General features: G+C 72.2%; 18 protein-coding genes and 1 riboswitch. Of the genes, 6 read left to right on the forward strand and 12 right to left on the reverse strand.

Going from position 1 to position 20852, the window contains the following annotated elements; translation table 11 throughout:
• Positions 1 to 79 precede the first annotated feature (79 nt).
• Entirely contained in the window at positions 80 to 2032 is a 1953-nt protein-coding gene (locus Cco03nite_RS22590; RefSeq protein WP_373314299.1) for a M14 family metallopeptidase, read from the forward strand.
• Positions 2033 to 2119: 87 nt separating this feature from the next.
• On the forward strand, positions 2120 to 3040 hold the full coding sequence (locus Cco03nite_RS22595; protein ID WP_203694170.1) for a GNAT family N-acetyltransferase: 921 nt from the start codon (positions 2120 to 2122) through the stop codon (positions 3038 to 3040).
• Between the two features lie 5 nt (positions 3041 to 3045).
• Here the strand turns inward: Cco03nite_RS22595 and Cco03nite_RS22600 are convergent, their stop codons facing one another.
• From Cco03nite_RS22600 to cobN, 3 genes are all read right to left on the reverse strand, one after another.
• On the reverse strand, positions 3046 to 3876 hold the full coding sequence (locus tag Cco03nite_RS22600; protein WP_203694171.1) for a DUF6585 family protein: 831 nt from the start codon (positions 3874 to 3876) through the stop codon (positions 3046 to 3048).
• A 1-nt stretch (position 3877) separates the two neighbouring features.
• Positions 3878 to 4234, reverse strand: a complete 357-nt coding sequence (locus Cco03nite_RS22605) for a hypothetical protein (protein ID WP_203694172.1) — start codon at positions 4232 to 4234, stop codon at positions 3878 to 3880.
• 144 nt (positions 4235 to 4378) lie between these two features.
• Complete coding sequence (cobN, locus tag Cco03nite_RS22610) at positions 4379 to 8029, reverse strand: cobaltochelatase subunit CobN (RefSeq protein WP_203694173.1); 3651 nt, start codon at positions 8027 to 8029, stop codon at positions 4379 to 4381.
• Between the two features lie 57 nt (positions 8030 to 8086).
• Positions 8087 to 8219: riboswitch (cobalamin riboswitch) on the reverse strand.
• Between the two features lie 39 nt (positions 8220 to 8258).
• Here cobN and Cco03nite_RS22615 point away from each other — a divergent pair.
• The 3 genes from Cco03nite_RS22615 to Cco03nite_RS22625 are packed head-to-tail and all read left to right on the forward strand — an operon-like array spanning position 8259 to position 10452.
• Positions 8259 to 8645 carry a DUF2784 domain-containing protein gene (locus Cco03nite_RS22615; RefSeq protein ID WP_203694174.1) on the forward strand — a complete coding sequence of 129 codons (387 nt, stop codon included), beginning with the start codon at positions 8259 to 8261 and terminating at the stop codon, positions 8643 to 8645.
• Between the two features lie 9 nt (positions 8646 to 8654).
• A complete protein-coding gene (locus Cco03nite_RS22620; protein ID WP_203694175.1) occupies positions 8655 to 9122 on the forward strand; it encodes an NUDIX hydrolase in 468 nt (155 codons plus the stop codon).
• A 49-nt stretch (positions 9123 to 9171) separates the two neighbouring features.
• A complete protein-coding gene (locus tag Cco03nite_RS22625; RefSeq protein WP_203694176.1) occupies positions 9172 to 10452 on the forward strand; it encodes an HNH endonuclease signature motif containing protein in 1281 nt (426 codons plus the stop codon).
• Positions 10453 to 10579: 127 nt separating this feature from the next.
• On the opposite strand, the gene Cco03nite_RS22630 is transcribed toward Cco03nite_RS22625, so the two are convergent.
• The 8 genes from Cco03nite_RS22630 to Cco03nite_RS22665 form a co-directional block, all read right to left on the reverse strand.
• The gene (locus tag Cco03nite_RS22630; protein ID WP_203694177.1) at positions 10580 to 12166 is read right to left on the reverse strand and encodes a nickel/cobalt transporter; all 1587 of its coding nucleotides are present in this window, start codon (positions 12164 to 12166) and stop codon (positions 10580 to 10582) included.
• Positions 12166 to 13452, reverse strand: coding sequence for a tetratricopeptide repeat protein (locus tag Cco03nite_RS22635; RefSeq protein WP_203694178.1), 1287 nt, complete (start codon positions 13450 to 13452; stop codon positions 12166 to 12168). Before Cco03nite_RS22635 ends, Cco03nite_RS22630 begins: the two co-directional genes overlap by 1 nt.
• 82 nt (positions 13453 to 13534) lie before the next feature.
• Positions 13535 to 15211 (reverse strand): DUF4331 domain-containing protein, encoded by a 1677-nt coding sequence (locus tag Cco03nite_RS22640; RefSeq protein WP_203694179.1) that lies wholly within the window; start codon positions 15209 to 15211, stop codon positions 13535 to 13537.
• 254 nt (positions 15212 to 15465) lie between these two features.
• Positions 15466 to 15858, reverse strand: a complete 393-nt coding sequence (locus Cco03nite_RS22645) for a PPOX class F420-dependent oxidoreductase (protein ID WP_203694180.1) — start codon at positions 15856 to 15858, stop codon at positions 15466 to 15468.
• Between the two features lie 37 nt (positions 15859 to 15895).
• Complete coding sequence (locus Cco03nite_RS22650) at positions 15896 to 16174, reverse strand: DUF6510 family protein (protein ID WP_203694181.1); 279 nt, start codon at positions 16172 to 16174, stop codon at positions 15896 to 15898.
• Between the two features lie 11 nt (positions 16175 to 16185).
• Complete coding sequence (locus Cco03nite_RS22655; protein ID WP_203694182.1) at positions 16186 to 16950, reverse strand: ferredoxin reductase; 765 nt, start codon at positions 16948 to 16950, stop codon at positions 16186 to 16188.
• Complete coding sequence (locus tag Cco03nite_RS22660) at positions 16920 to 17516, reverse strand: sulfite oxidase-like oxidoreductase (RefSeq protein ID WP_239167582.1); 597 nt, start codon at positions 17514 to 17516, stop codon at positions 16920 to 16922. Before Cco03nite_RS22660 ends, Cco03nite_RS22655 begins: the two co-directional genes overlap by 31 nt.
• 195 nt (positions 17517 to 17711) lie before the next feature.
• Positions 17712 to 18995: a citrate synthase gene (locus Cco03nite_RS22665; RefSeq protein WP_203694184.1), complete on the reverse strand. Its 1284-nt coding sequence runs from the start codon at positions 18993 to 18995 to the stop codon at positions 17712 to 17714.
• 210 nt (positions 18996 to 19205) lie between these two features.
• Between Cco03nite_RS22665 and Cco03nite_RS22670 the strand changes: the two genes are divergently transcribed.
• Positions 19206 to 19727, forward strand: coding sequence for a nucleoside deaminase (locus tag Cco03nite_RS22670; protein ID WP_239167578.1), 522 nt, complete (start codon positions 19206 to 19208; stop codon positions 19725 to 19727).
• A gap of 84 nt (positions 19728 to 19811) precedes the next feature.
• On the opposite strand, the gene Cco03nite_RS22675 is transcribed toward Cco03nite_RS22670, so the two are convergent.
• Complete coding sequence (locus Cco03nite_RS22675) at positions 19812 to 20813, reverse strand: NAD-dependent epimerase/dehydratase family protein (protein ID WP_203694185.1); 1002 nt, start codon at positions 20811 to 20813, stop codon at positions 19812 to 19814.
• Positions 20814 to 20852: the final 39 nt, after the last annotated feature.

Here is a 20852-nt window from a genome sequence, read left to right on the forward strand (position 1 = left end):
CCCCGGGCCCGGCTCCGCGACCCAGCGGGGCCGGGCCCTCCTCCCGACCCGCCTCCACCTACCCCCTCGGAGGTATCCCGTGCGCAGACTCGCGCTCGTCCTCACCACCCTGGCCACCGGCCTCGCCCTGACCCTGCCCGGCCCGGCCGGCGGCGCCCCCGCCGACGGCTTCACCGTCGCCGGCTCCCAGCAGTACCTGGTCACCGGCCCGCAGACGTTCGCCGACCGCGACGCGGTCGCCCGCACCGGAGCAGCGATCGATCTGATCGAGCACGGCAAGATCTACATCACCGCGAACACGACCGAAGCCGATCGCATCCGCCGCCTGGGCTTCGGCCTGGAGCTGCTGCCCCCGCCGTCCTCGCGGGTCACGGGGCCGAACGCGGTCCCGCTCGACTTCCCGTCGGCCGACGGTGGCTTCCACAACTACGCCGAGATGAACACCGAGATCAACCAGATCGTCGCCGACCACCCGACGCTGGTCCGCAAGTCCGTCATCGGCACCTCGTACGAGGGCCGCCAGATCGTCGCGCTGAAGATCTCCGACAACGTCGCCACCGACGAGAACGAGCCCGAGATCCTGTTCAACGCGCACCTGCACGCCCGCGAGCACCTCACCGTCGAGATGGCGCTCTACCTGGCGAACCTGTTCACCGACGCGTACACCACCGACAGCCGGGTCAGGGCCGTGGTCGACTCGCGCGAGATCTGGATCGTGCCGGACCTCAACCCCGACGGCGGCGAGTACGACATCGCCACCGGCTCCTACCGGTCCTGGCGCAAGAACCGCCAGCCGAACTCGGGCAGCTCCGCGGTCGGCACCGACATCAACCGCAACTTCGGCTACAAGTGGGGCTGCTGCGGCGGCTCCTCCGGCAGCCCCTCGTCGGAGACCTACCGCGGCCCGTCGGCATTCTCCACCCCGGAGGCGGCGGTGCTGCGCGACTTCGTGCTGTCCCGGCGGATCGGCGGCGTGCAGCAGATCAAGGCCAACATCGACTTCCACACGTACGGCGAGCTAATCCTGTGGCCGTTCGGCTACACCACCGCCGACACCGTGAACCCGGGCATGACCACCGACGAGCGCAACACGTTCGCCACCATCGGCCAGCAGATGGCCGCGACCAACTCCTACACCCCCGAACAGGGCAGCGACCTGTACGTCACCGACGGCGACATCACCGACTGGCTGTGGGGCGACCAGCGCGTCTGGACGTACACCTTCGAGATGTACCCGAAGTCGTCCAGCCCCGGCTTCTACCCGCCGGACGAGGTCATCGCGGCGCAGACCTCCCGCAACAAGAGCGCCGTGCTGCTGCTGTCCGAGTACGCCGACTGCCCCTACCGGGCCATCAACAAGCAGGCGCAGTACTGCACCGCGGCGAACGACTTCTCCATCGCGGCCTCGCCCGCCTTCGGCTCGGTCAACCCGGGCGGCTCGCTGACCTCGACCATCAGCACCGCCGTCACCAACGGCGTCGCGCAGACGGTCAACCTGACCGCGAGCGGCCTGCCCGCGGGAGCGACCGCCACGTTCAGCCCGTCCTCGGTCACCACCGGCGGATCGTCGACGCTGACGATCGCCACCAGCGCGTCGACCCCGGCGGGCAGCTACGCGGTCACGGTGATCGCCACGAGCAGCGGCCCCACCCGGACCGTCAGCTACACGCTGACCGTGAACGGCGCGCCCGGCTGCACCGGCACCAACCCGAACGATGTGACCATCGCCGACGTGGCCACGGTGTACAGCGACATCACCATCGCGGGCTGCAACCGCAACGCGTCGTCGACGGCGACGGCCGAGGTGCACATCGTGCACACGTACAAGGGCGACCTGGTGGTGTCGCTGCTCGCGCCGGACGGCAGCGCGTACACGCTGCACAACCGGTCGGGCGGCAGCGCCGACAACATCGACACCACCTACACCGTGAACCTGTCGAGCGAGGCGGCCAACGGCACCTGGCGGCTGCGGGTGCAGGACGCCGCCTCCGGTGACGTCGGCTACGTCAACAGCTGGACACTGACCCTCTAGCCGGACCCCGACAGAGACCCCCGGTGGCGCCCGCAACGGCGCGGGCGCCACCGGTAATTCGCTTGCCGCCGCTGCTAGACAGGGAGCGTGACGAGTGACCTGCTGATCCGCGAGATGACCATCGAGGACGTGCCGGAGCAGGCGCGCATCCGCTACGCCGCCTTCCCGTGGTTCATCTCCAGCGTGGCGCAGCAGGAGGTGTGGTGGCGCACCAGCCGCCCCGAGGCCCGGCTGCTGCGGCTGCTGGCCGTGCGGGACGGGCAGGCCGTGGGCTGCGCCGTCGGCGGGTTCAACATCTCCACCTCCGAGCCTGGCGCGAGCTACCTGCAGGTCGAGGTGCATCCCGAGCACCGTGGCCGGGGCGTGGGCAGCGCGCTGCACGACCGCGTCGAGGAGCACCTGCGCGCCATCGGCGCCCGGCGGGTGCGCACCTTCGCCACCGACGACCCCGCCGATCAGCGCTGGTGCGAGGCACGCGGTTACACGCGGGGCGCCCACGACCGCTACGCCCGGCTGGACACCGCCCACCTGCCGCCCGTGCCGCCCCTGCCGTCCGGCGTGACGGCGGTCAGCTTCCGCGAGGCCGGCCCGCAGGCGGTGTACGACCTGGACCAGGCCGCCTCCGTCGACGAACCCGGCGACGTGTCCTTCGACGGCGTCCCGTACGACACCTGGCTGGCCCGCTACTGGAACAGCCCCGACCAGCAGCTCGACGTCGGCACCGTGGTGCTCGTCGACGGCGTCGCCGCCAGCGCCACCTTCATGGAGGCCAACCTCGCACTCGGCAAGGGCGTCTCCACCGGCACCTGCACGCTGCGCGAGTACCGCGGCCGGGGCCTGGCCAAGATCGCCAAGGCGGTCGCCCTGCACCGGGCCGCGCAGGCCGGCATCCACACCGCGATCACCTGCAACGACTACACCAACGCGCCGATGATCGCGGTCAACGACTGGCTCGGCTACCAGCCCTTCGCCAGCGAGCACTCCTACCTCAAGCAGCTCGCCGACTGACGGGCTCAGTGCCCGCCGGCGCGCCGCCTCGCGAGGATCGTCCGGACCATCCGCATGAACGTGTACCCGTTCGCCATCAGGCCGAAGTTCACCCGCGCACCCCGCTGCCTGCCGGCGTTGTCCACGAAGAACAGGTAACTCTGGTCGATGTGGACGATCTCGGTGCCGCCGATCTCCGACCAGGGCATCAGGATCCCCTGGTAGGCGACACCGTCGTCGGTCACCGTCAGGTCGCCGAAGGTGATCGGGTTGCCCTTGTCGAAGTAGGCCATCGCCTTGGGCAACTGGGCGTCCGTGACCTGCGCCGTCAGCACTGCCCCGAACCGGGCCATGTCGACGTGCACGTGCCAGATCTCCACCCGGCGGCCGTCGACCGTGGTGATCCGGATGCCGTAGGGCGTCCTGCTGGTGACGGGCGCGGTGAAGACGGCCAGGTTGGCGAACAGCGCCTGCACCTCGTCCCAGCGGTACGCCTCCGTGCCGCTCCGGCGTGCCCACACCCAGCCGTGCTCGTACACGTGCACCCGGAACTGCCGGGCGCGCCGGGACACGGCCGGGCTGCGCAACAGCACCCACAGGAAGCCGACCAGGCACGGCGCGGTGAGCGTCCACAGGATGATGGCGACTTTCCAGACGGTCGCTTCACCGATGGTCGCCCCCCAGGTCGCGGCGACGGCGAGCAGCCCGAACAGCACCGTGAACATCGCCGAGGAGACCAGCAGCGGCTTGGGGGTCACGGCCGGATAGCTCTCGCAGTGCCTGCCCAGGTTGCGCATCGAGGCCGCCACCGTGACGTCGGGGGGAACGACGAGCGCGGATTCCACCAGCCACGTCATGTCAGCCTGCCCTCATCCACGCCGCCGCGGCCTCGATCTGCGCCCGCTCCTTCCTGTTCTCGCGCGAACCCGCCACGAGGAATCCGCCCGCGGCCAGCAGGAACAACCCGCCGACCCCACTCAAGGCACCGAGCAGGACGGGGCGCAGGGCGTCCTGCTCGGCCTTGAGCTCCGGGTAGGTGTTGTAGGTCTTGCGGCCGTCCTCGGCCACCTCCAGGCACACGTCGCTCGGCCGCATCGGTTTGGCGTCGCAGTACACCTCGTCGCCGACATTGATCGCGGCGACCACGAAGAAGACCGCGCCGATCAGGGCCAGCGCCGACGCGCCGATGACGACGCCTCGCTTGGGTTTCGCCACGATCCCACCGCCTCTTCCGCTACGCCTGCGCGCCGCGCGGCGCACCGGGATGATCTCCCCGTTCGGCGACGCGTCGCCGCCACGGTAGTGATCCATCGGACCGTCGTGAATCACCCGATCACCCGACGTCCTGCCACTGCCCGGTCAGCCTTCGAGGCTGCCCTCCGCTTCCAGGTACGCCTGGCGCAACGCGTCCAGGGTGGCCGGGTCCGGTTCGGCCCACAGGCCCCGGTCGGCGGCCTCGATGAGGCGCTCGCTGATGCCGCGCAGCGCCCACGGGTTGGACCGCTCCAGGAACTCGCGCACCTCCGGGTCGAAGACGTACGCCGCCGCCAGCTTCTCGTACATCCAGTCGTCGACGACCCCGGCCGTGGCGTCGTAGCCGAACAGGTAGTCCACGGTCGCGGCCAGCTCGAACGCGCCCTTGTAGCCGTGCCGGCGCATCGCGGCGATCCAGCGCGGGTTGACCACCCGGGCCCGGAACACGCGCTTGGTCTCCTCGCCGAGGGTGCGCGTCTTCACGCTGTCGGGCAGGTGCGAGTCGCCTATCACCGCGGTCGGCGACGTGCCGGTCAGCGAGCGCACCATCGCGATCATGCCGCCGTGGTACTGGAAGTAGTCGTCGGAGTCGACGATGTCGTGCTCGCGGGTGTCCACGTTCTTCGCGGCGACGCTGACCCGGCGGTAGACCCGTTCCAGGTCCTCCCGGGCCGCCCGGCCGTCCAGGTCCCGGCCGTACGCGTAGCCGCCCCAGACCGCGTACACCTCGGCCAGGTCCTTGTCGTCGCGCCAGTTCCGGGCGTCGATCAGCGGGAGCAGGCCGGCCCCGTACGCCCCCGGCTTGGAGCCGAAGATGCGGGTGGTGGCCCGCCGCCGGTCGCCGTGCTCGGCCTCGTCGGCGCGGGCGTGCGCGCGCACGAAGTTGTCCTCGTCTGCCTCGTCCAGCTCGGCCACCGCCCGCACCGCGTCGTCGATCAGCGCGACCGCATGCGGGAACGCGTCCCGGAAGAACCCGGAGATGCGCACCGTCACGTCCACCCGCGGCCGGCCCAGCTCGGACAGCGGCACCACGGCGAACCCGGTCACCCGCCGCGACGCGTCGTCCCAGGTCGGGCGGCAGCCCAGCAGGGCCAGCACCTCGGCGATGTCGTCACCCTGGGTACGCATCGCCGACGTGCCCCACACCGTCAGCCCGACCGTGCGCGGCCACTCGCCGGTGTCCTGCCGGTGCCGGGCCAGCAGCGAGTCCGCCAGCGCCACCCCGACGTCCCACGCGTTGCGCGACGGGATCGCCTTCGGGTCGACGGAGTAGAAGTTGCGCCCGGTCGGCAGCACGTTGACCAGGCCGCGGGTCGGCGAGCCGGACGGCCCCGCCGCGACGTAGCGCCCGTCGAGCGCCTTCAGCACCGCGGTCACCTCGTCCACGGTGGCGTCCAGCCGCGGCACCACCTCGGTCGCGGCGAACAGCAGCACCGCCTCGACGGCGTCGTCCGGCCCGCCCAGCACCTCGGCGACCACCGCCGGGACCTTCGACGGCTCCCAGCCCAGCGTCTCGTTGCCGATCACCAGCCGCCGGGCCACGCCCTCGATCAGGTCGACGGCGTCCGCCCCGGTGCGGGCGGGGCCGTCCACGACGTCGGTCAGGTCGGCGGGCACGGCCGCCACGGCTCCCGGCTCGGCGAGCAGCGCGCGCTCGTCCAGCCCGTACCGGCGGCACAGCGCCGCCCGCAGCCCCGGCAGCGCCCCGCGCACGCCGCCCCACACCTGGTTCGCGCGCAGCACCGCGAGCACCAGGTTGATCCGCGCCTCGCCCTGCGGCGCGCCGCCGAGGATGTGCAGGCCGTCGCGGATCTGCGAGTCCTTGACCTCGCACAGGTAGCCGTCGACGTGCAGGATGAAGTCGTCGAAGTCGTCCGCGCCGGGCATGTCGGCCTGGTGCAGGTCGTGGTGCAGCTGCGCGGCCTGGATCAGGGTCCAGATCTGGGCGCGTACGGCGGGCAGCTTCGTCGGGTCGAGCGCCTGCACGGTGGCGTACTCGTCGAGCAGCTGCTCCAGCTTGGCCATCTCGCCGTACGTCTCCGCGCGGGCCATCGGCGGCACCAGGTGGTCCACGATCACCGCGTGCCCGCGCCGCTTGGCCTGGGTGCCCTCGCCCGGGTCGTTGACGATGAACGGGTACACCAGCGGGATGTCACCCAGCACCGCGTCCGGCGCGCACTCGCGCGACAGGCCGAGCCCCTTGCCCGGCAGCCACTCCAGGGTGCCGTGCTTGCCCAGGTGCACCACCGCGTCCGCGCCGAAGCTCTCGTCCAGCCACCGGTACGCGGCCAGGTAGTGGTGGCTCGGCGCGAGGTCCGGGTCGTGGTAGATGGCGACCGGGTTCTCCCCGAAGCCGCGCGGCGGCTGGATCATCAGCAGCACGTTGCCGAAACGCAGCGCGGCCAGCACGATCTCGCCCCGGTCCACGTACAGCTCGCCCGGCGGCTCGCCCCACGCCGCCACGATGCCGTCGCGCAGGCTCGCGGGCAGCGCCGCCAGCCAGCGGGTGTGCTCGCGCAGCGGCACCCGGGCCGGAGCCGCCGCGAGCTGCTCCTCGGTCAGCCACTCCACGTCGTGGCCACCCGCCGCGATCAGTGTGTGAATCAGCGCGTCCCCGTCCTCTGGGAAGCCGTCCCCGAGGTCGTACCCCGCCTCGCGGAGCGCCCGCAGCAGCACCACCGCGCTGGCCGGGGTGTCCAGGCCGACCGCGTTGCCGACCCGCGAGTGCCGGGTCGGGTAGCTGGACAGCACGATCGCGAGCTTCTTGCGCTCGTTCGGCACGTGCCGCAGCCGGGCCTGGCGCACCGCGATACCCGCGACCCGGGCCGCCCGCTCCGGGTCGGCGGCGTACACGCCGATGCCGTCCGGGCCCGGCTCCTTGAACGAGAACGGCACCGTGATCAGGCGGCCGTCGAACTCCGGGATCGCCACCTGCATCGCCGCGTCCATCGGGCTCAGCGCCGCGTCCGAGTCCTGCCACACCGCCCGCGACGACGTCAGGCACAGCGCCTGCAGCACCGGCACGTCCAGCTCGGACAGCGCCGCCACCGACCAGGCCTCGTCGTCCCCGCCGCCGCTCGCGTCCGCCGGGGTGGTGCCGCCCGCGGCCAGCACCGTCACGATCAGCGCGTCGCAGCCGCGCAGCAGGTCACGCAGCCCGTCGGACACCCCGCGCAGCGAGCCGCAGTACACCGGCAGCGCGTTCGCGCCCGCGTCGTGCAGCGCCCGGGCCAAGGTGTCCACGAAGTCCGTGTTCCCGGCCAGCTCGTGCGCCCGGTAGTAGACGATCCCGACGGTCGGGCGTCCCGCCTCGCGCGCCGGGCCGGGGCGTACGCCGTACTCGGGAGTGGCCTGCGGTGCGTCGAAGCCCTCGCCGGTCATCAGCAGCGTGTCCGACAGGAACCGGTGCAGCTCGCGCAGGTTGTCCGCGCCACCCTCGACCAGGTAGGCCAGCGCCTCCCCGGCCACCCCGGCCGGCGCCGTCGACTCGGCCTGCAGCGCGGCGTCCGGCAGCGCCTCCCCGCCCAGCACCACCACCGGCAGGCCCGCGGCGAGCATCGCGTCGAGCCCGTCCGGCCAGGTCCGGCGGCCGCCGAGCAGGCGCACCACCGCGAAGCCGACGCCCTGCAGCAGCTCCGGGACGTCCCCGGCGTCCAGCCGGGCCGGGTTGCCGATGCGCCAGGGCGCACCCGACGCCCGGGCGGCGAGCAGCTCGGTGTCCGCAGTGGACAGCAGCAGACCTTGGACAGCCGTCATGGCCGCGTACCTCCTGTCGGGGTCCGCGCCCCGGTAGCAGAGTCGATGCGGCGGCCGGAGTCTCCTGACTCCCGGATCGACGCCCGGCCCCGGGCCTTCCCTTGCGGTGGCCTCGGATCACTCCGATGGGGTGGGGACGGGCTCCCCGGTCACAGTGGCGGGACCGTCTCGGCTCTTCCCCGAGTTCCTCCCTGCCGCCGAGAGCGATCCTAGCGGCAGATAATGGAGCATGGCCTATCAGTGGCTCGCCGGCGCCACCATGGTGGTGCACTTCGCGTTCCTCGTGTACGTCGTCACGGGCGGTTTCCTCGCCTGGTGGCGGCCGTGGCTGATCTGGCCCCACCTGATCGCCGCCGGCTGGGGTTTCGCCACGGTCGCCCTCGGCCTCGACTGCCCCCTGACGTACGTCGAGGACTGGGCCCGCCGCGAAGCCGGTGAGCAGGGCCTGTCCCGCGGCTTCATCGACACCTACCTGACCGGGGTGGTCTACCCCGAACGGTTCACCGTGCCGCTGCAGGTGCTGGCCGGCCTGGTCGTGCTGACCTCCTGGATCGGCTTCGCCCTGCGCCGCAGGCGCGACCGGCACGGGCCCGCCGCGCCGGTCGAAGTGCCATAGAGTGCCTGGATGATCGAGCAGCTCACCCCCGGCGGACGGCCCGCGTTCGTCGTCAACGTCGAGGTCCACCTCCACTGCGACGGCCGCTGGCTGCTCATCAGACGCAGCGAACACGAGGCGCACGCCGCGGGCCTGCTGGCCGGCGTGGGCGGCAAGGTCGACCTGCCGGCCGGCTCCGTGATCCCCGACGTCCTGGAGCAGACCGCGCGGCGCGAGGTGGCCGAGGAGATCGGCGTCGACCTCACCGGCGTCCCGCTGACGTACATCGAGAGCAGCCTGTTCACCACCGACGACGGGGACCTCGTCGTCAACGTCGTCTTCGCCGCCCCGCTCCCGACCGACGCCGAGCCCTTCCCCGCCTCGCCCGACGAGGTCGCCGCAATCGTCCACCTGACCTTCGACGAGGCCGACGCCGACCCGAACCTGCCGCCGTGGCTCCGCCGCAGCCTCCGCCTCGCCACGAAGGCCATTAGTTGATCGATCATCTTCGCTGATTTCTGTCGTACACCGGTTCTAAAATGGAGCCATGCAGGAGAGGTTGACGCAGGCAGGGCGAATGGTCGCCACCTGCTTCGACTCGCCTGCATGGTCGTTCACCGACTCCGAGCTGATCACCACGCTCGACTCGGCGCGAGGATTGCGGGAACGGCTGGCGGCCGTCGAACTGTCGCTGGTCCGCGAACTCGACGCCCGCGCCGTCCCTGTCGCCCACGGCGCCGCCAGCACGGCGGTCTGGCTGCGCGAACACTGGCGTATCGGAATACGCGCCGCCAAACAGGCCGTGGAACTCGCCAGAACGCTCGACCGGCTCCCCACCACCGCCGACGCCCTCGCCGCCGGGACCGTGAACACCGAGCAGGCCGCCGTCATCGCCCAGGCTCTCGAAGCGCTCCCGGCCGAGGTGGGTCTGGAGACGGCCGCGAAGGCCGAAACCGCACTGATCGGATTCGCGGCCCAGTTCGAACCGTCCGTGCTCCGCCGCTTCGGCGAGCGCATCCTCACCCACGTCGCCCCCGACACCGCCGAGGAGCACGAGCGCGAAGCACTGGCCGCGCAGGAAGAGCGCGCGCACGCCACACGCATACTGACGCTGGTCGCCGACCGGAGCGGGCGAGTGCGGGTGACCGGCTGGCTCGACACGGAAGCCGCCGCCGTGGTCACCGCCGCCCTCGATCCCCTCACCCGCCCTGGCGCGCTCGACCCCGCGGGGCACCGCCCGGCCGAGAACACCCATGACATGCGAACCGCGGGTCAACGGCGGGCCGACGCCCTCACCGAGATCTGCCGCCGTGTCCTCGCCGCGGGCGAACTGCCTGACAACGGCGGCGACCGCCCACAACTCGTGATCACCGTCGACTACGACGGCCTCGCCGCACGCACCGGCGCAGGGCTGCTCGACAACGGCGCGACACTCACTCCCGAGACCGTCCGGCGCATCGCCTGCGACGCACAGGTCATTCCCGCCGTGCTCGGCGGCGACGGGCAGCTGCTCGACCTCGGCCGGACCCGCCGCCTGATCACGGGAGCCCTGCGCCGAGCGCTCGTGCTCCGCGACCGGGGCTGCGCGTTCCCCGGCTGCGACCGCCCACCCCGCTGGTGCCAGGGGCACCACATCCGGCACTGGGCCGACGGCGGCCCCACCGACCTCGACAACGCGGTGCTGCTGTGCGGACACCACCACCGCGTCGTCCACCGCGACGACTGGCAGGTCCGGCTGGGCCACGACCGGCGGCCCGAGTTCATCCCTCCGAGCTACGTGGACGCCACCCGCCTTCCCCGCCGCAACAACTTCCACCTGCGGCCCTAGACCGCACCTGATCGCCGATCACACCGGGCCGAGCCGGGTTTCCACTCGGAGAACCGCCAACCGCCCGAGCAGACGAGCGGCTTCCGCTCCGCGACCTGCCCGGCCAGCTATGCGTGAGCTGCCGCCATCAGACCACCAGCGTCGCGGCGCGGGCGGCGAGGCCGACGCCGACGAGCAGCACCATCGCGCTCGCGGCGTACGGCCCGGCCAGGCGGACCCGACGGAACCGGTCGAACCGGCCCGCCCAGCGATCGCGAACCTTGAGCAGCAGCAGCCCCGCTGCGGTGAGCGTGCCCGCCATGCCCAGCCCGTAGGCGAGCACGAGCAGGATGCCGAAGCCCGTCCGGCCCAGTGCGATCGCGCCCAGCAACACCACCAGCGCGGAAGGGCTCGGCACCAGGCCCGCCGCCACTCCGATCGCACCGAACCCGAATCGCCCGCGTCCCGTGCCCTCTGCCGCATCGCCGCCGTCGTGGGAGTGCGCCTGGCCGAACAGACCGTGCCGGTGCACATGCTCGTGCCCATGCGAGCCCTGTTCATGCGAGCCGTGCCCATGCGAGCCGTGCCCATGCGAGCCGTGCCCATGCGAGCCGTGTTCATGCACCTCGTGGGAGTGGCTGTGCGTGGGCCTGCGGCGCACCGTGGCCAGCAGCATGGCGAGGCCCACGGTGATCACGATGGTGCCGCTGGCCAGGCCGAGCCAGCCGAGAACGGTCTGGCCGGTCAGGCCGGAGACGGCGGTGAGCAGGAGGCCCAGGGCGATGACGCCGCCGGTGTGGGTGGCGGTGACGGTCGCGCCGACGGTCAGCGCGTCGCGGGGGCGGCCCGCGCGGCCGGCGAGGTATACCGCCATCACGGTCTTGCCGTGCCCGGGGAGCAGCGCGTGGCCTGCCCCGAGCACCAGGGCAAGCAGCACCGCTAGCAGCCCGACCAGCGGGGTGAGCCGGTCGGCGCCGACGGTGTCGAGGACCTGCTGCTGCGCCCAGGCAGCCCAGCGCAGCGGCGCGGGGTCGTCGGGCCGGGCGGGCGCGCCCAGGTCCGGTGCGCCTGCCGGGGCGAGGCTGTTCGCCGGTGAGCCCGGTGAGGCTGCGGCGGGACGGGCGGACAGGCTGGCGTCGCGGACGTCGAGCGGGGAGCCGAGCAGGTCGACGGGGTAGTCGCGCAGCTCGTCGGTGGTGCTGCGGGTGGGCACGGGTGAGCCGGGCAGGTCGACGCCGGCGCCGGTGGCGGTGATCTCGCGCCAGCCGACGCGGTCGGCGAGGTGGCCGTTGTGGACGGTGAGCACGGCAGGGCGGTCCAGCCGGGCGGGGGCGGTCAAGGTGCAGGTGATCCGGCTGGTGGGCAGGCGGGCGGAGCCCGGTTCGAGGGTCATGTCGGCCGAGCGGACAGTCCAGCTCAGGGCACGGTCGTCGACGCGTACCGCCAGCTCCCGGGCGAAGGCGTCGCAGGCGGCCGCCGCGTGCGCGCGCAGCTCGGGCGCGTCGGCGACGCCGTCGCCGGAGGTGTCGACCGCGCCGCGCCGCTGCAGCGTGGGCAGCTCGGCGACGTCGAGGATCGTGGTGGCGTCGACGGCGTCCGGACGCAGGGTCAGCGCGACCAACTGGTTGATGGAGAGGTTGCCGAGCGGGTGCGCCGCCGCGGGGGCGGGCAGCAGCGCGAGCGCGGCTCCGGCCAGCACCACGACCGGCAGCGTACGGCGGATCGAACGGTTCATCAGGCACCTGCCGAGGCGAGGGCGCGCGCCGCGGCGGGCGCGTCGACCGGGGAGAAGTGGGGGTTGAACCGCAGCGCCCGGGCGAGGTCGCGGCGGGCGGCGGCGCGGTCGCCGAGGGCGAGTTCGATCATTCCCAGGTGGTACGCGTGGAGCGCGCTGCGCGCGCCGAGCGCCGCCGCGGCACGGGCCAGGGGCAGCGCCTCGCGGTGCCGTCCGGCCTGGTGCAGCGCCCAGGCGAGAGTGTCGGCGACGTCGGTGTGCTTGCGCCGCCGCCACTCGTCCGTGGCCAGGCGCACCGCGCTGGCGTGGTCGCCGCGGGCCAGGGCCAGTTCGGCGGCGGCGAGGGCGTCCCCGCCTCCCCCGGCCGCGAGCAGGTCCAGGGCGGCCTGCGCCAGCGCGAGCTGCGCCTCGGCTTCGGCGGCGCGGCCGAGTGAGCGCAGCAGCAGCGCGTACTCGACCAGCAGGGACGGGGTCGGCGCGGCGGCGGTGAGCGCGGCGTACCCGGCCAGCGCCTCGGCGGTGCGGCCGTTCGCCGCGTCGACGCGGGCGAGCCCATGGCGCAGCGGCAGGTAGCCGGCGTCCGCGGCCAGCCCGGCCTCGTACGCGGCGCGGGCCGCGACCAGGTCGCCGCCGTGCCAGGCCAGGTCGCCGAGCTGGTGGTGGACGAAGGCCAGGTCGGCGGGCGCGATCGCGGTGGCGAGCGCCTGCGTCCACAGCGCCCGGGCCTCGTCGACGCGGCCGTGCTGTTCGAGGTCGTACGCCGCCCGGGACAGTGCGGGCAGGCCCGGCCGCAGGTCGAGCATGCGCTGCGCCGCCTCCGTCGCCTCGGCGGGCCGGCCGAGCTGGGTCAGCGCGTCGGTGAGCACCCCGTACGCGTCGGCGCTGAACGGGTTGCCCGCGAGCGCCTGCCGGGCCAGCCGCTCGGCCCGCGCGAAGTCGTGCCGCGCGTTGGCCAGCGCGCCGAGCCCGGCGAGCGCCACGTCGGCGGACGGGCCGGGGTGCAGGCGCAGCGACTCGCGCAGCGCGCCCTCGGCCCGGGTGTAGTAGCCGGGGTCCCCGGTGATCCGGGCCCGCTCGACGTACGCGCTGCCCAGCGCCGCCCAGGTGGTCCAGTCGCCGGGCACGTCCCGCAGCCGCGCCTGCGCCTGCTCGATCGACGCGGCCAGCGGGTCGCCCTGGGCGTACCCGGCCTCGGCGGTCCACGGTTCGGACCCGGCGCCGAACGCGCTCCCGAGCCCGAGCAGCGCCGCGGCGGTGACGCCCACCGCGATGATCCGTCGCCACATGTCTACCTCCCCTTTCGCAAGATCAGCGATGGGAAGGGCACCTTCACAACGCTATGCGTTGTAGAAGGTGCCCTTCCTTTCCTCAGTGGGTGTGGGCGGGCTCGTCGGGGCCGTGGGTGTGGGGGGTGCGGTTGCGGCGGCGCATCCACCAGCCGGCGAAGAGGAGCAGGCCGAGGCCGCCGGCGACGGAGGAGCCGACCATCGCCATGGCGCCGCCGGTGGACATGCCCTCCTCGACGCCGGAGGACGCCGAAGCCGGGGAGGCGTCGACCGAGCCCGGTGCGGTCGGGTTGCCGCCGCCCTTGCCGGCCGTGTTGACCGCTACCGCGTTGGGCAGGGCGACGTACGGGAACGTGTCACCGAAGGCGTTCTCGTTGGCGTCGACCGCGTCACCGGCGGCCAGCGCGTCCACGATCTGGCCGGTCTGCGCCGCGCCGACCAGGGCCTGCAGCTCGATGTCGACGACGTCGTCGGCCAGCCGCCGCCCGTTCGGGAAGCCCTGCAGGTCGCCGCCGATGACGCCGAGGCGGTTCGGGTCGGCGGTGACCGGCACGGACAGGTTCAGCCGCAGCATCTCCGACGGGCGGAACTTCGCCGGGTTCACGTCGGCGTTGTTGAGCTGCGAGTTGAGGTCCGCCTTGATCGGGCCGTCGGCCTTGGTGGTGATCCCGGTCAGGAAGATCTCGACCAGGTCGTTGCGCGGGGTGGCCGGCGCGGGGATGTTGTAGATCGCCTCGATCAGCTTGGGCACCTCGGGTTCGGTGACCCGCTTGACCAGCTGCGGGATCTTCGCGTCGCCGTCGGGCCGGGAGGCGTTGAACGCGTCCTTGAGCCCGGCGGGCACGACGACCTCGTTGACCAGCGGGTTGCCCAGCCGCGAGACCTGCACCCGGTCCACGCTGCGCGGGTCGCCGGTGCGTCCGGTGATGCGCACCCGGGGCCGCTCGGTGGTGGTCCACACGCCGATCACGGGGTTGCGGGCGCCGTCGCCGCGCAGCGCGACGTCCTTGAACGGCACCTCCAGCGCGATCGTGTTGACGTTGTATCCGGCCAGCGTGTCCTGCCCGGTCTCGCTGAGGTCGCCGCCGTAGAGCAGGTCGAACACCCGCAGGTCCAGGAAGAACGGGTCGTCGGCCTGCCCGGCGAAGATGCGCCAGCCGCCGGGCAGCTTGACGGTGGCCTGCTCGCGCAGTGCTCCGTAGTCCGGCATGGACGCCGGGCCCACCCGCGAGGGCGCGACAGCGACGTTGCTGGCCCGGGTGCGGAAGGCCTCGCCGTTGAACGAGGACTCCAGCGTGTACGTCTGCTTGAACAGCAGGTTCTCGTCGTCGAGTGAGGTCACCGGACCGCTGTTGAGCAGGAAGGTGGAGTTGCCGCGCTTGTCGACGTTCTTGAACGTCCACCGGAATCGGGCGTCGGGCCGCGCGTCCCCGTCGCTGTCCACATTGATCAGGTACTGCGCGTCGGTCGCGAACGGGTGGAAGTTGGGGCCGCCGTTCGGCTCCTGGAACGGGACCCAGTTCGCCACGAACGTGACGAAGCCGGGGCGGTCCGGGCTGACGAAGGCGTACAGGTCGGTCGCGTCGACGGCGGGGTCGAGCGCGATGAGGGGCGCCTCGCGGTGGCTGGACGCGCCGGCCGTGCCGGGCCCGAGCGCGTACAGCCCGCCGGAGACGGCCAGGCACGCCGCGACGGCGAGCGCGGCGCCGGTCCGGCGGCGGACCAGGTGGCGGACCAGGTGGCGCGGGGTGAGTCTCATGGTCGGGTCCTCCGGTACTGAGGGGCAGACGCGCCGACCGCGTCTGTTGCCGGAACTTCGGACCCGCCCGCACCCATGGATGGGCGTCTGTCGACTTGCCGCCACCGAGCCATCCGGCAACCCCCCGGCACCGAACCACCTCCTCGGCACTCCGCCACGAAGGAAGGGCACCTTCACAACGCTATGCGTTGTGAAGGTGCCCTTCCTTTCGCGCGATGGGCGCTGAGCTGCGATGGTGCCGAGCTGCGGGACGGTCAGGCCTGGGCGAGCCGGACGGTCGGGGTGACCTTGACGATCACGCGTACCTCGTCGGCCTTGCGCCACGGGTAGCTGTCCTTGCCGAGGTACTTGTACGCGAGCTTGTCGATGTGCGCGTCCGCGCCCTCCTCGATGAACTCGACGTCGCCCTTCACCCACAGCGTGCGGTAGTCGTTGGCCTTGTCCACGATGGAGATGCCGACCCGCGGGTCCCGGACCATCGCGTTGTACTTCACTCGGCCCTTGGCGGTGTTGAACAGGATGTGCTCCCCGTCGGTGTCGATCCACACCGGCGTGACGTGCGGCGAGCCGTCGAAGTCGACCACGCCGACGTGGGCGAGCTGGGGTTCGTTGAGCAGCGCGACGTCCTCTGCGGTCAAAATAGTCATAATGCGCAATCTACCCGCCGAGCCGGGGCGGAAACGGTCACTCCACGGGCATCGGGATACGCAGGGACATCGTGCCGCGCAGGTCGAGCCACGCGCTGCTCGGGCTGCGGACCAGCCGCATGACCACCTCTTCGCAGGACGGGCAGCGGGCGACCAGGCCGGGCGCGTGGGTGTACACCTTCAGGCCCGCCACCGGCCCCTCGTCGCCGCAGTTGACGCAGCGCCCCATGGCCTGGGTCATGTCCATCGCGAAGATCTCGCGCAGCGGCCCGGCCAGCGCGTTGCCGTCGGTGAAGTCGTCGGAGAAGAGTTCCATCACAGCCTCCGTCAGGTGCCGCTCGGGCCGAAGCGCTCGGTCTTCACCCGGCGGGCGTCGTGGCCCAGCGCGATCAGGATGTCGGCGACCGCCTCGACGAAGCCGGTCGGCCCGCACACGAAGCAGGCCGGCTGGAAGTCCGGCGGCCAACCGCCGTTGTTCACGTCGGCCACACCCAGCCGCCGCGGCGGCAGCGGCCAGCCCTCGGGCGTCTTGCGGGTGTACACGTAGCCGACGTCCAGCCCGAAGTCGTCGCGCGCCCGGGTGCGCAGCTCGTCGGCGTAGTACCGGTCCTCCGGCGTGCGCACCGAGTAGAGCAGGCGGAACAGGGCCTTGCTGCCCGCCGCCCGCCGGGCCCGGATCATCGCCATCAGCGGCACGATGCCCGAGCCGCCCCCGATCAGCAGCACCGGCGCCTGGTCCGCGGACCGCCAGACGAACCAGCCGCCGACCGGCCCGCGCAGCTCGATCACATCCCCGACGGACAGGGTCTGGGTGAGGTACGGCGAGACCTCCCCGTCCTCGACCAGCTGCACGGTCAGCGCCACGCGGGTGCCGTCGGCGGGCGTGGCGATGGAGTAGCTGCGTTCGGTGCTGTACCCGTCCTCGGCGGTCAGCCGCACGTCGACGTGCTGCCCGGGCAGGTGTCCCGGCCAGTCCGGCACGTCGAACACCAGGGTCCGCGCGCTGGGCGTCTCGTCCCGGAACTCGACCAGCCTGGCCGCCCGCCAGACCAGCCGCGGGCTCAGTCCCCCTGGTACCGCTGCTCGCGCCATGGGTCACCGTAGTCGTGGTAGCCGGCGCTCTCCCAGAAGCCCGGCTCGTCCTCGTCCATCAGCGTGATGCCGCGCACCCACTTCGCCGACTTCCACAGGTAGAGGTGCGGCACCAGCAGCCGGGCCGGGCCGCCGTGCTCCGGCGTCAGGTCCTCGCCGTCGAACTTGTACGCGATCCAGGCCTGCCCGTGCAGCAGGTCCTCGTACGGCAGGTTCGTGGTGTAGCCGCCGTACGAGTGGACCATCGCGTAGTCGGCCGCGGTGTCCACGCCCTCCAGCAGCACGTCCAGGCTGACGCCCTGCCAGCGGGTGTGCAGCTTCGACCACTTGGTCACGCAGTGCAGGTCGACCGTCGGCCGCTCGCTGGGCAGCGCCATCAGCTGCTGCCAGTCCCACCGGTGCTTCTCCCCGGCCTCGGTGACGATCACGAACTCCCACGTGTCCGTGGGCACCCGCAGCGTCGGACCCGCTGTCAGCACCGGGAAGTCCTCGGTCAGGTACTGCCCCGGCGGCAGCCGCACCTCACCGCCCTCAGTCCCCCGCCGCCCCCGAAACCCCGGCGACACAATCCCACCCATACCCCCACAACTACCACCCCACCCCCGCCCCGCCACCCCCTTCGCCGCGTTGATCATGAACTTATGGCACGGCTCGACGGCGTGTCCCTGCCACAACTTCATGATCAACGACTTCATGGTCAACAAAGCGAAGGCGCGCCCGCGGGTGCGGGCGCGCCTTTCGGTGGAGCGGGGTGGTGCGGGTCAGCGGTTGGCGACCGGGATGAAGTCGCGCTCGGGGGCGCCGGTGTACACCTGGCGCGGACGGCCGATCTTGGTGGCCGGGTCGCTCATCATCTCGCGCCACTGGGCGATCCAGCCGGGCAGGCGGCCCAGGGCGAACAGCACCGTGAACATCTTCGTGGGGAAGCCCATGGCCTTGTAGATCAGGCCGGTGTAGAAGTCCACGTTCGGGTAGAGCTTGCGCGACACGAAGAAGTCGTCGGCCAGCGCGATCTCCTCGAGCTGCATCGCGAGGTCCAGCAGCGGGTCCGGCTTGGCCATGCGGCCGAGCACGTCCTGCGCCATGTTCTTCACGATCGCCGCGCGGGGGTCGTAGTTCTTGTACACCCGGTGGCCGAAGCCCATCAGGCGTACGCCGTCCTCGCGGTCCTTGACCTTCTTCACGAACGCCTGCACGTCGCCGCCCTCGGCGCGGATGCGCTCCAGCATCGACAGCACGGCCTCGTTGGCGCCGCCGTGCAGCGGGCCGGACAGCGCGTTCACGCCGGAGGACACCGAGGCGAACAGGCTGGCCTGGGCCGAGCCGACCAGGCGCACCGTCGACGTGGAGCAGTTCTGCTCGTGGTCGGCGTGCAGGATGAGCAGCAGGTCCAGCGCCTTGGCGAAGACCGGGTCGACCTCGTAGCCGGTGGCCGGCACGCCGAAGGTCATCCGCAGGAAGTTCTCCACGTACCCGAGGGAGTTGTCCGGGTAGAGCATCGGCTGGCCGATGGACTTCTTGTACGCGTACGACGCGATGGTCGGCAGCTTGGCCAGCATGCGCACGGTCGAGATCTCGACCTGCTCGTTGTCGAACGGGTCCTGGCTGTCCTGGTAGAAGGTGCCCAGGGCGCTCACCGCGGCGGACAGCACGGCCATCGGGTGGGCGTCACGCGGGAAGCCCTCGAAGAACCGCTTCATGTCCTCGTGCAGCAGCGTGTGCATGCGCACCCGCTCGGTGAACTCCGACAGCTGCACAGCGGTGGGCAGCTCTCCGTACATCAGCAGGTACGAGACCTCCAGGAAGGTGGAGTGCTCGGCCAGCTGCTCGATCGGGTACCCGCGGTAACGGAGAATGCCCTCGTCACCGTCGATGTACGTGATCGCGGAGGTGCAGGCGGCGGTGTTGACGAAGCCCGGGTCGTACGTGACGTATCCGGTTTCCTTCAGCACCTTGCCGATGTCGAGCCCGGACGGGCCCTCGACGGCCGGCTGCACTTCCAGGGAGAGGTGTCCACCCGGGGTTTCCAGGTTCACATCCGCCACGACTTCCCTCGCTTTATCGGGAGCTTGTCTTACCAAAAGTTAAGTTTCAGGGTAAGCACTCGACGGCAGCATCCGCCCCATCCCGTGCTGAGGGGAGAATCACGGTCCCCGGCTTGTTTTAAGCCGACTTACCCTCTTTTCTGCCGAATTAACAGGGGTTGTGTGTCCAGAGCGACTGCCGCGCGCGGCCTCGCGCCTTACGCTGGACCCGTGGCGACGGAGCCCCTGGCCAGCGTGGACATGTCGGGCGAGGAAGCCGAGAAATGGCTGGCCCTCGCGGTGAAGTTCGCTGTCGCCAACGTGGAATCGGGCGGCGGCGGGCCCTTCGCGTCGATCATCGTACGCAGCGGCGAGGTCATCGGCCGCGGCGTGAACCGGGTCATCCGCGACCTGGACCCCACCGCGCACTCCGAGATCGTGGCCATCCGCGCCGCGTGCCGGCAGGCCCTGCACTTCCGCCTGCCCGGGGCGGTGCTGGTCTCCACCTGTGAGCCGTGCCCGATGTGCCTGACCGCGGCGCTGTGGGCCGACGTCGGCCGCATCGTGTACGCCGTCGACCGCCACGAGGCCGCCGCGGCCGGATTCCCGCAGGTCGAGCTGTACGACCTGTTCGAGGACCCACAGCACAAGTGGACCGTGCCCGTCGGCAAGATCTCCATCGCTCAGGCCCAGGACCCCTTCGAAGCCTGGCAACGCACCAAACCCCAACGCCAAGCCCAGCCCCGCCCCTGACACCGCCCCGCCCCGGGCCGTGCCGGGCCGCGCCGGGCTGCGGAACCCGGAACCCGAGACCAGGAACCCTAGGCGTCGGGTGGGTCAGGCGGGGTGGGTGGATTTCCAGGTGGCGAGGAGGGCGGACTCGTCGTCACGGGTGATGCCGGCCCAGGGTTTGCGGGTCGGGCCGGTGGCAAGCCAGGCGAGGGTGTCGCGGGCGGTGTCGCCGACCGGGCGCGGCGACAGGCCTGCCGCGAGCGCGTCGCTGACGTCGCGGGACAGGAAACCGGCCCACTCCGGCAGGGGCAGCCACATCGGCAGCGAGCGCTCGCCCGCCCACGTCTCAACCCCCTGCTCGGTGAGGAACTCCTGGTCGACCCAGGTCAGCCGGGGTGTGGTGCCGACCCCCTCCGCGATGCCGGCGAGCATCGCCCCCCGGCCGACCGGCGCGCCGATGCCGTCGTACACGCCGGCCAGCCGCTGCTCGGCGGCCTGTACCAGCCAGGCGGCCAGGTCGCGCACGTCGATCCACTGCACCGGGTCGGCAGGAGTGCCCGGGGCCAGCACTTCGCCGCCCTCGGCCAGCCGGGACACCCAGTAGTCGAAGCGCCCCGTCGGGTCCTCGGGACCGACGATGAGCCCGGCCCGGCACAGCATCGCGCGCTCGGGCCCGACGGCGTCGAGCAGCGCCTGCTCGCAGGAGACCTTGGCCGGGCCGTAGTTCTCCCCGGTCGCGTCGTCGGTCTCCAGGGGCAGCGGCGCGAGGAGCGGGGCCTGCGCGGCGCGCTGGCCGGGGGTGCCCTGGTCGGCGTAGACGGAGCAGCTGGAGACGTACACCCAGTGCGGGATGCGCGCGCCGAGCGCGGCGGCGGCGTGGCGGACGTGGCTGGGCCGCCGGGCCACGTCGATCACGGCGTCGAAGTCGCCGTCGAGGCCGGCCAGGCCGTTGGGGTCGTCGCGGTCGGCGGTCACGGCCGTGGCTCCGGCCGGGATCGCGCCGGACACACCACGGGTGACGCAGGTGACGTCGTGGCCGGAGGCCAGCGCGTGGGCGGCCACCGCACGCCCGAGGAAGACATTGCCGCCGAGTACGAGCAGTCGCATGGGCGTCAGCATCCCCGACCCGGCGCACGATTCGCACAC

This window comes from Catellatospora coxensis, from assembly GCF_016862635.1.
In the GTDB taxonomy this organism is placed as follows: Bacteria; Actinomycetota; Actinomycetes; order Mycobacteriales; family Micromonosporaceae; genus Catellatospora; species Catellatospora coxensis.

Bases quoted from the DNA above. Each gene is read 5' to 3' on its own strand.
- Cco03nite_RS22600 (WP_203694171.1), bottom strand. From the start codon at position 3,876: ATGACGTGGCTGGTGGAATCCGCGCTCGTCGTTCCCCCCGACGTCACG.
- cobN (WP_203694173.1), bottom strand. From the start codon at position 8,029: ATGACGGCTGTCCAAGGTCTGCTGCTGTCCACTGCGGACACCGAGCTG.
- Cco03nite_RS22620 (WP_203694175.1), top strand. From the start codon at position 8,655: ATGATCGAGCAGCTCACCCCCGGCGGACGGCCCGCGTTCGTCGTCAAC.
- Cco03nite_RS22625 (WP_203694176.1), top strand. From the start codon at position 9,172: ATGCAGGAGAGGTTGACGCAGGCAGGGCGAATGGTCGCCACCTGCTTC.
- Cco03nite_RS22615 (WP_203694174.1), top strand. From the start codon at position 8,259: ATGGCCTATCAGTGGCTCGCCGGCGCCACCATGGTGGTGCACTTCGCG.
- Cco03nite_RS22630 (WP_203694177.1), bottom strand. From the start codon at position 12,166: ATGAACCGTTCGATCCGCCGTACGCTGCCGGTCGTGGTGCTGGCCGGA.
- Cco03nite_RS22640 (WP_203694179.1), bottom strand. From the start codon at position 15,211: ATGAGACTCACCCCGCGCCACCTGGTCCGCCACCTGGTCCGCCGCCGG.
- Cco03nite_RS22655 (WP_203694182.1), bottom strand. From the start codon at position 16,950: ATGGCGCGAGCAGCGGTACCAGGGGGACTGAGCCCGCGGCTGGTCTGG.
- Cco03nite_RS22650 (WP_203694181.1), bottom strand. From the start codon at position 16,174: ATGGAACTCTTCTCCGACGACTTCACCGACGGCAACGCGCTGGCCGGG.
- Cco03nite_RS22675 (WP_203694185.1), bottom strand. From the start codon at position 20,813: ATGCGACTGCTCGTACTCGGCGGCAATGTCTTCCTCGGGCGTGCGGTG.
- Cco03nite_RS22635 (WP_203694178.1), bottom strand. From the start codon at position 13,452: ATGTGGCGACGGATCATCGCGGTGGGCGTCACCGCCGCGGCGCTGCTC.
- Cco03nite_RS22645 (WP_203694180.1), bottom strand. From the start codon at position 15,858: ATGACTATTTTGACCGCAGAGGACGTCGCGCTGCTCAACGAACCCCAG.